The organism is Oceaniovalibus guishaninsula JLT2003 (genome assembly GCF_000299575.1).
Lineage (GTDB): Bacteria > Pseudomonadota > Alphaproteobacteria > Rhodobacterales > Rhodobacteraceae > Palleronia > Palleronia guishaninsula.
In genome coordinates this window covers 1-8,735 of record NZ_AMGO01000005.1, presented here as the reverse complement: position 1 = coordinate 8,735, position 8,735 = coordinate 1, and the positions used below count along the sequence as shown (strand labels likewise).

8 protein-coding genes are annotated in these 8,735 nt (G+C 67.8%); 5 read left to right on the top strand and 3 right to left on the bottom strand.

Translation table 11 applies throughout. The features are described from left to right. Together OCGS_RS00970 and OCGS_RS00965 are read right to left on the bottom strand one after the other, a co-directional pair. On the bottom strand, nt 1-1,126 hold a 1,126-nt coding region (locus OCGS_RS00970), incomplete at its 3' end, for an ABC transporter transmembrane domain-containing protein (RefSeq protein ID WP_202948655.1). Continuing rightward, nucleotides 1,126-2,028, bottom strand: a complete 903-nt coding sequence (locus OCGS_RS00965; protein ID WP_040610259.1) for a glycosyltransferase family 2 protein — start codon at nt 2,026-2,028, stop codon at nt 1,126-1,128. The genes OCGS_RS00970 and OCGS_RS00965, both read right to left, overlap by 1 nt. A 131-nt stretch (nt 2,029-2,159) precedes the next feature. On the opposite strand from OCGS_RS00965, the gene OCGS_RS00960 reads away from it, so the two are divergent. From OCGS_RS00960 to rnk, 3 genes are all read left to right on the top strand, one after another. Then, nucleotides 2,160-3,554 carry a hypothetical protein gene (locus OCGS_RS00960; RefSeq protein WP_007425338.1) on the top strand — a complete coding sequence of 465 codons (1,395 nt, stop codon included), beginning with the start codon at nt 2,160-2,162 and terminating at the stop codon, nt 3,552-3,554. Then, on the top strand, nt 3,555-4,856 hold the full coding sequence (mgtE, locus tag OCGS_RS00955; protein WP_007425337.1) for a magnesium transporter: 1,302 nt from the start codon (nt 3,555-3,557) through the stop codon (nt 4,854-4,856). A gap of 217 nt (nt 4,857-5,073) precedes the next feature. Continuing rightward, nucleotides 5,074-5,505 (top strand): nucleoside diphosphate kinase regulator, encoded by a 432-nt coding sequence (rnk, locus tag OCGS_RS00950; RefSeq protein ID WP_007425336.1) that lies wholly within the window; start codon nt 5,074-5,076, stop codon nt 5,503-5,505. Here the strand turns inward: rnk and OCGS_RS00945 are convergent. Then, nucleotides 5,484-6,389 (bottom strand): LysR family transcriptional regulator, encoded by a 906-nt coding sequence (locus OCGS_RS00945; RefSeq protein WP_007425335.1) that lies wholly within the window; start codon nt 6,387-6,389, stop codon nt 5,484-5,486. The two genes, rnk and OCGS_RS00945, sit on opposite strands and share 22 nt — an antisense overlap. Before the next feature lie 110 nt (nt 6,390-6,499). On the opposite strand from OCGS_RS00945, the gene OCGS_RS00940 reads away from it, so the two are divergent. Then, nucleotides 6,500-7,726 (top strand): aminopeptidase P family protein, encoded by a 1,227-nt coding sequence (locus OCGS_RS00940; protein WP_007425334.1) that lies wholly within the window; start codon nt 6,500-6,502, stop codon nt 7,724-7,726. A gap of 241 nt (nt 7,727-7,967) precedes the next feature. Beyond that, nucleotides 7,968-8,735: sodium:solute symporter family transporter (locus OCGS_RS00935; RefSeq protein ID WP_040610251.1), on the top strand; the 768-nt coding region annotated here is incomplete at its 3' end.

Here is an 8,735-nt window from a genome sequence, read left to right as displayed (position 1 = left end):
GCGCCGAGCTTTCGACGCCCGGATAGGAATAGACCACGTTTTCCAGCGCGATGCCGTGGCGCAGGGTCATGTCCTGCGATCCCGCGTCGCGGGCCGCGGCAGGGTCGGGCAGACCGGCCAGGTCGCGCGACAATTCTTCCAGCGTGGGGCGGCCGAAGCTGATCCGGGCGATGTCGCGGAACAGGCTTTGCGCGGTCGGCATCAGCTTCATTGCGGTGAAGGCGAAGGCGCCGATGATCGGGACGACCTGCGCCAGCGATCCGTCGCGCGTCCATAGAAGGAACAGCAAAAACAGCAGCATGCCGCCGAAAATCAGCGCCTCCATCGCGTAGCGGGGCAATTCGCCGATGATGGCAAGCGACGCCTGGTGGCGGGCCAGACGGCGCGACGGGTCGAGGTAACGGCCGAGATAATGCGATTCGAGACCCATCAGCTTGGCCTCCTTGATGCCGCCGAACGCCTCGCCGACGACCTGCTGGCGTTCGCGGTTGGCCAGCAGCCGGTCGGTGCCCATGCGGCCCAGACGGATGCCGACCATGCGGTAGACGCCGCCGAACCCCGCCGCCAGCCCGAGGCCGATCACCGCCGCGCCCACGGGTTCGACGTAAAGCAGGAAGCCGATCAGCAGCACGGTCAGGAACCCGTTGACGATCAGGCGGATGGCGGGGGCGACGACGCCGTTCACCGTCTCGTTCACTTCTTGCAGGACGGCCTTGGTCAGTTCGGCGGAATGGCGGGTCAGGAACCATTCGTAGGGTTGCGACAGATACCCCGCCATGCGCCGGTGGCTGAGTGCCACGATGATGCCGCGCACATAGCGGTTGATGAGATAGAAGGTCGCCACGCGCACCGCGATGCCGACGATCACGACGGCGAAGATGGTCAGGCCCATCGCCTGAAGGAAGGCAAAGGTGCTTTCGAACCCGGCCAGTTCGTAGATGCGGGCCAGGCGCGGGCGCGAGAAGACGATCTGCGGATCGCCCATCACCGCCAGGAACGGCAGGATCAGCGCGATGCCCGCCAGATCGAACAGGCCCGTCGCCACCATCGCCACCGTCAGCGCCACCATGCGCCAGCGCTGCCCGGCATCCAGAAGCCGCCAGAGGGTGGGATAGACCGACAGCATCAGTCCCGGCCGCGGCCCGCGCGCCGTTCGGCCCGGATCGCGCGGGCATAGCCCGACACCATCGCCACCTGGCTGAGACCGATGAGGAACGATTCGTAAAGCCGCATTCGCTGCGAATGGCGCAGCGGCCAGCCCAGCATCCCGGCATAGAACGCGGCGCGTTCGACCTTGGGCCGCGGATCGCCGCGCCCATCCATCGTCAGGTGCAGTTGCCGCGCGCCGCGCCCGTAATTGGAATGCTGCCGCCAGAAGCCGCCCAGCGTCAGGTCGTGCGCGTGATCGACCACGGCATCGGGCAGATAGACCAGCGTGCCGCCCGCATCCTTCCAGCGCAGGGACAGGTCGCGATCCTCGGACGCGATGCCGAAGGTGGGGTCGAACCCACCGACGCGCAGGAAATCGTCGCGCAGGCAGCACATGTTGTTGGTGGTGAAGAACCGCATGTCGCTGCCCTGCGACTGGTAGTAGTGATAGAGATAGGTCGAGAGCGACTGACTGGCCGTCGAATAGACGTTGTCGGGCAGGGCGTTGTCGATCCGCCCCCCGGCCAGACGCAACGGCACGCCGTCCTGTCCCGCCAAAAGCCGCAGCGCCCAGTCGGGGCGCGGGCGGCAATCGTCGTCGGTGAAAAGCAGCCAGCGTGCCCCTTCGGCCGCGCGCGCCCCGGTGTTGCGCGCGACGCCGGGGCCGGCATTGGGCTGGCGCAGGCAGGTCGCCCAAGGGCCGGCGCCTTCGCAGACAGGCGCGAGCGGCGCGGGCGATCCGTCGTCGACGACGATGGTGCGCCACGGGCCGCCTTCCAGCGCCGCGATGTGGCGCAGGCAGGTCTGCAACTGGCGCGGCCTGTCGTAGCTGGGAATGACGATGGCCACGTCGGGACGCGGTGTGGCGGATGCTGTCATGTCCATGCCGGTCGGCCCCCCGGTCGGTCTGGCAAGGCGGGCGGGCGCCCGTCTTTCGAGGTGGATACCAGCGCGAACCTGTGATGGATGGGGCGAGGCTTGGCAAGGGCAGCGGCGGAAGGGCGGCGAAGATGGACCGATCGGGCGGGCTGGCGCATTTGGCGGGAATTTGCGCGCTGACGCTGGCGCTGATGTGGCCCGCGTTCTGGACGGGCGCGCCCTTGGCGTTCAGCGATTCGCGCAGCTATTACGTGGGTGGCGGCGTGGCGGTCGAGTTCTTCGTCGACAAGGTGACGGCGCTGCTGGCGCCTGCCGGAGGGACCGCCACCGACGGGCCGCCGCCCGCGCCGGGCGCCGCGGCGGAAGCGTTCGAACCGTCGCATCAGGTGGCGAACGTGCGGTCGGTGCCCTATTCGGTCGCCGTCAACCTGGCGGTGCGCGCGGCGGGGCTGTGGGCGCCGGTGGCGATCGTGTCGTTCCTGACCGCGTGGCTGATCTGGACCGCGCTGGCGCCGCTGGGGGTCGTCGCGCGCGCGGCGCTGGGCATGGCGACGGCGGGGATCACCACGGTCGCGTTCTACAGCGCGCAGGTCATGCCCGACATCTTCGCGGCGTGGCTGATCCTGATCCCCATCGTCGTCGTGCGGCGGGACGGGCGGCCGGGCCTGTGGACGGGCATCGCGCTGTGGATCTGCGCGTTCGGCGGCGCGGTCTTCCATTACAGCCACATCCCGCTGGCCGCGACGATGGGGGTGGCGCTGGGCGCGTGGTATCTGTGGCGGCGCCGGCCCATCGCCGCGCTGGCGGTGCAGACGCCGCTGCTGCTGGCGATGGCGGTGAACGTCGCCATCTCGGGCGCGCTGCCGGGGGGCAAGCCCAGCCTGGCGCCCGCGCGGCTGCCGATCCTGCTGGCGCGGTCGCTGGCCGACGGGGTGGCCGTCCGCTATCTGACCGAGAATTGCGATACCGCGCCTTTCACCATCTGCACCCTTTACGACGCGTTTCCGACCACCGTGGCCAAGGCGCTTTGGGACGAGGGCAATATCCGCGACCGCGCGACCAAGGCGCAGATGGCGCAGATTTCCGCCGAGGAGGTGGCGCTGGTCTGGCAGGTGTTCCTTTACGATCCGGGCGCGCAGCTTTGGGCGCTGCTGGGCAACGGCGCCGAGCAGATGGTGCGCTTCGGGCTGGGCGACGTGCGGGTCGCTGAATGGCGGATCGACGGGCCTGCCGCGATGGAGACGACATTCGCCGATCCGCCCGCCTTCTTCGACGGGATGGAAGGCGTGCAGATCCTATCGGTGTCGCTGGGCGCGCTGGCGCTGGCGGCGCTGGTCCTCGCGATGCCCGCCAGCCGCCTGCCGGTCGCTTTGCTGGTACTGGGGCTGACGACCAACGCGTTCGTCTGCGGCGGGCTGTCGGCGCCGGCCGACCGCTATCAGGGGCGGGTGATCTGGCTGGTGGTGCTGCTGGCGCTTCTGCTGGGGGCGGAATGGCGGGCGCGGCGCAAGGGGCGGTATCTGTAGATGAGCAGTCTGAACGGGACGGAGGCGGATTTCGAGGATACGGCGCATGCGTCGGATCTGGCCGCATGGCTTGAAACACTGCCGCGCGACGCGGCGCTGGAGCGGCTGGCGCGGCTGCCCTTGCCGAGGCGGGCCGACGCGTTCGGGTATCTGCGGATCGCCACGCAGCGCGATCTGGCGCGGCTGCTTCCGGCGGCCGATCTGGCCGCCATCGTCGTCGAGATGGATGCGGACGACCGGGCGGATCTGTTCAAGGCGCTGAGCGCCGGGGAACGCCAGCGCATCCTGCCGATGCTGCCGCCCGAGGACCGCGACGACATCCGCCGCCTTTCGGCCCATGACGAGGGCACGGCCGGCGCGATCATGACGTCGGATTTTGTCACGCTGGATCCGGCGATGACGGCGGCGGACGCCATTGCAGCGCTGCGCCTGTCGGCCGCCGATGCCGAGACGATCTATCGGTCCTATGTGCTGGACGGGGACGGGCGCCTTGTCGGGTCGGTGCGCCTGCACCGGCTGATCCTGGCGGCCGAGGACGCCCCCGTCGCCGCCATCATGGAATCGGTGCCGGTCAGCGTCGGGCCGCTGACCGACCAGGAGGAGGTGGCTCGCGCGATCGCGCGCTACGACATCCTGGCGATCCCGGTGGTCGAGACGGATGGCCGTCTGGTCGGCATCGTGACGCATGACGACGCCGCCGACGCGTTGCAGGCCGAGACGACCGAGGATTTCCAGCGCATCTCGACCGTGCTGCCGTTCACGCAAAGCCTGCGGGATGCGGGGATCGGGATGCTTTATTCGCGGCGGATCGTGTGGCTGGCGCTGCTGGTTTTCGGCAACCTCTTTTCCGGGGCGGGCATCGCGTTTTTCGAGGAAACGATCCTGGCCTATGTGTCGCTGGTCTTTTTCCTGCCGCTTTTGATCGACAGCAGCGGCAATGCCGGGTCGCAATCGGCCACGCTGATGGTGCGGGCGCTGGCCACGGGCGACGTGGCTTTGCGCGACTGGCGCGCGCTGATCCTGCGCGAACTGGCGGTGGCCGCCGCGCTGGGGGCGACGATGGCGGCGGTGGTGGCGCCTCTGGGGGCATGGCGCGGCGGGCCCGACATCGCGCTGGTCGTCGCGGCGACGATGATGGTGGTGGTGGTGATCGGCAGCCTGGTCGGCATGTCGTTGCCCTTCCTTCTAAGCCGTCTGCGGCTGGATCCGGCGACGGCCAGCGGGCCGCTGGTGACGACGATTTCGGACGCGGTGGGGGTAATGGTCTATTTTTCCGTTGCGACGGCGGTGCTTGCCCCCTGACGCGCGTTGCCTGCGATTGACTAGGCCGGGCGTGCTGCCTACCTTCGGTTCATGCTGGCATGTCGCGATCAGTCCCGGTTCCGTCTGCTGTTCCGCTTGCCCCCCGGAACGGCCGCGACGTAATCGCGCCTGCCGTTCCGGGGGTCAGCACCTTCCGCAAACCATCCGCCGGCCGCCGTCGCGGCCCCAATAAGCCACCATGAAGGAGGCTAGAACGATGTCCCATACGACCGACGCGCCGAAAAAGCGGCCCGCGCGCGACCCCAAGATCGTCATCGACGAGGGCCAGCTTGCCCATATCGAGGGGTTGGCCGAGGGGGCGATGCAGCGCAACCCGGCGCTGGCCGACCGTCTGCTGGGCGAGATTTCGCGCGCCCGCGTCGTGCCGACGGCGAAGATGCCCCGGACGGTCGTGACCATCGGCAGCACCGTCACCTATCGCGACGAGACGACGGGACAGGAAAAGGCCGTGACGCTGGTCTTTCCCGAACATGCGGATATCGCGCAGCAGCGGGTTTCGCTGATGACGCCCATCGGGGTGACGTTGCTGGGCCTGTCGGAAGGGGCGGTATTCCACTGGGATACGCGCGACAACGAACGGCGCAAGCTGACCGTCATCCGCGTGGATCAGCCCGCCGTATCCGGCTGACGCGCCGCCAGCGCCCAGTCGCAGAAGGCGGCGGCCATCCGTCCGGCGGCGTCGTCGCCCGTCGCGGCCGACAGCAGGTAATAACCGTAATCCTGTCGCACCGTGATGTCTGACAGCCGGATCAGGCTGCCTTGGGCCAGATCGTCGCGGATCATGGCGGTGGGGCAGAGCGCGATGCCCTGACCCGACAAAGCGGCGGCGCGCAGCAGGTTGAAATCCTCGAATACCGGACCGTCGAGGGGGCGGGCGGTCGCGACCCCCGCCTGCGCGAGCCATGCCGCCCAGTGCGACGTGTCGGAATCGTGCAGCAATTCGGCGTCAAGGAACGATGCGGGCGGCGGATCGGGACAGTTCAGCCGTTCGGCATAGGCGGGGCTGCATACCGGAAAGCTGTCGCCGGGCAGGAATGGCACCGCCCGCACGCCGGGATGGCGCGGCGTCTGCGATGCGAAGGTGAAGGCCACGTGGACATCGCGAAAGTCGATGTCGCGACCATGCAGCGAATAGATCACCCGCAGCGGAATGTCGCGATGCGCGGCGCGGAAGGCGGGCAGGCGCGGGATCAGCCAGCAGACCGCGACCGACGGGATGGCGGCCACGACGAGCGCCGACGGGGGCGCGTGCATCCGCGCGCGGTCGCAGGCCGCGTCGATGCCGCCCAGCGCCAGCGTCAGGTCGCGCGCCAGATCGGTGCCGCGCGGCAGAAGCCGAGGACGCGGGCCGCGACGGTCGAACAGGGGCGCGCCCAGCCAATCCTCCAGATGGCGGACCTGGTGGCTGATGGCGGACTGGGTGACGAACAGCGCCTCGGCCGCGGCGGCGAAACTGCCCAACCGCGCTACTGCCTCGAACGCGCGAAGGGCCTTGAGCGGCGGAAGCGACATGGGACACCTTTAGTTTTCCTCATGTGGACGTGAAAAACGGTCCTTTGACAAGAGGGGGGTGCAGACCCCTAGATCGGCGCAATCACCCGTCAACCCCTCAAGGAGGCATCATGGAACGCGAACGGCTTCAGAACTATGTCGGCAACGGCGAAAAGGCGCGGCCGACCTTCTCTGCGGGCGAGATGCAGCGCCGGCAGGACGCGATCCGCGGCCACATGGCCGAGGCCGGCATCGACGCCGCCCTGTTCACGTCGTATCACAACATCAACTATTACGCCGATTTCGTCTATTGTTCGTTCGGGCGGCGCTATGGGCTGGTGATCGATCAGAACAACGCCACCAGCATCAGCGCGGGCATCGACGGCGGCCAGCCCTGGCGGCGCACCTTCGGCGGCAACGTCACCTATACCGACTGGAGCAAGGACAATTATTTTCATGCTGTCCGCCAGCTTGTCGGCAAGGCCAGGCGCATCGGGATCGAGTTCGACTTCGTCAATATCGAGCTGCTGAACCTGCTCAAGTCCGAGTTTCCGAGGGTGGAGTTCGTCGATATCGCCGCCGCCGCGATGCGGCTTCGGATGATCAAGTCGGCCGAGGAGATCGCGCATATCACCGAAATGGCGCGCATCGCCGATGTCGGCGGCGCGGCCTGCGTCGAGGCGACCGCCGTTGGCACGCCCGAGCACGAGGTGGCGCTGCATTCCACCGCGACGATGGTGCGCGAGATCGCCAGGACCTGGCCCCATGCCGAACTGCTGGACACATGGACGTGGTTCCAGTCGGGCATCAACACCGACGGCGCGCACAACCCCGTCACCAGCCGCAGGATCGAGCGGGGCGATATCCTGTCGCTGAACTGCTTTCCGATGGTCGCGGGATATTACGTCGCGCTGGAACGGACGCTGTTCGCCGAGGAAGCCAGCGACGCGCATATCCGCATGTGGGAGGTCAACTGCAACGTCCACGACCGCGGCAAGGAATTGCTGGTGCCGGGCAAGAAGTGCTCGGACATCGCCAAGGAACTGAACGAGATGTATGCGGCCGAGAACCTGCTGCAATACCGCAGCTTCGGCTACGGACATTCGTTCGGGGTGCTGTCGCACTATTACGGGCGCGAGGCGGGGCTGGAGCTGCGCGAGGATTGCGACACCGTGCTGGAGCCCGGCATGGTCGTGTCGATGGAGCCGATGATCACCATTCCCGAGGGCAAGCCCGGCGCCGGCGGCTACCGCGAGCACGACATCCTGGTGATCGAGGAAGGCGGAAACCGCAACATCACCGGCTTCCCCTACGGCCCCGAGCATCTGATCGTTCCGGGCAAGTCCAAGGCGGCCTGACCCTGAAAGCCCCCGCAACGTGCGGGGGCTTTTTTCTTTTCGGCAATGGGAGATACCCGAATGCTCAATTCCTGGGTTCTGGACTGGTTCGTGATCCTCAACCTCGCGACGGTCGGCGTGGCGCTTGCCGCGTGGCTGGCGGGGCTGGCGGGCAAGCGCATGTAAGACATCCCGCAGGAGGGGCAGGGAGGAAACGCGCGCCCGTCCCGCATATCGGTCATCGGCAGGGAGGAAGACTGCTGTGCAAGATTACATCTGGCTGAACTGGCTCATCATGGGCGCATCCATCGTCGGGCTTCTGTGGCTCGGCTGGAAGTCGAGCGCCACGGTGCACGAGGGCGGCGACAGCGAAAGCGGCTTCCTGATCGCCGGGCGGTCGCTGGGGCCGTTCGTGGGGGCCGCGACCATCGTGGCGACGGGCTATTCGGGCTGGGGCTTCATGGGATCGCCCGGCGTCGCCTATCAATACGGCGCAATCGAACTGCTGGGCAATTTCATGTTCGCCCCGGCAATGGTGATCGCGGTGCTGTTCTTCGCGCGGTTCCTGTCCGAGCGCGCCGAGAAGCTGCAAAGCTGCACCATCCCCGAATACATCGCGCGGACCCATGCCGAAGGCGGGCTGGGGCGCTGGGTTCAGGGCGTGGCGGCGGCGATGACCATCGTGCTGCTGCTGGTGTTCCTGACCAGCCAGATCAAGGCGGTAGGGATCCTTGCCGCCGGCTGGCTGGATCTGCCCGAGGCGTGGGGCGCGGTGCTGATGATCACCATCATCATCGTCTATACCGTCGCGGGCGGTCTGCTGGCGGTGGCGTGGACGGATGCGCTGATGCTGGTCGGCATGATGATAGCGGCCGTCATCATCTGCTTTCAGGTCTTCGGCGATCTGTCGCCGCTGGCGCTGGTCGAGGCGCTGAACGCGGTCGAGCCGGGGCTGGTCAATCCGGCGACGGCGCAGCCCTATGGCGTCCATGCCGGATCGGTGTTCCTGGTGCTGCCCTATGCGTTCATG

What these genes read in the sequence shown, in the direction of transcription:
- rnk (WP_007425336.1), top strand. Translation starts at nt 5,074, where the DNA reads ATGTCCCATACGACCGACGCGCCGAAAAAGCGGCCCGCGCGCGACCCC.
- mgtE (WP_007425337.1), top strand. Translation starts at nt 3,555, where the DNA reads ATGAGCAGTCTGAACGGGACGGAGGCGGATTTCGAGGATACGGCGCAT.
- OCGS_RS00945 (WP_007425335.1), bottom strand. Translation starts at nt 6,389, where the DNA reads ATGTCGCTTCCGCCGCTCAAGGCCCTTCGCGCGTTCGAGGCAGTAGCG.
- OCGS_RS00960 (WP_007425338.1), top strand. Translation starts at nt 2,160, where the DNA reads ATGGACCGATCGGGCGGGCTGGCGCATTTGGCGGGAATTTGCGCGCTG.
- OCGS_RS00965 (WP_040610259.1), bottom strand. Translation starts at nt 2,028, where the DNA reads ATGACAGCATCCGCCACACCGCGTCCCGACGTGGCCATCGTCATTCCC.
- OCGS_RS00940 (WP_007425334.1), top strand. Translation starts at nt 6,500, where the DNA reads ATGGAACGCGAACGGCTTCAGAACTATGTCGGCAACGGCGAAAAGGCG.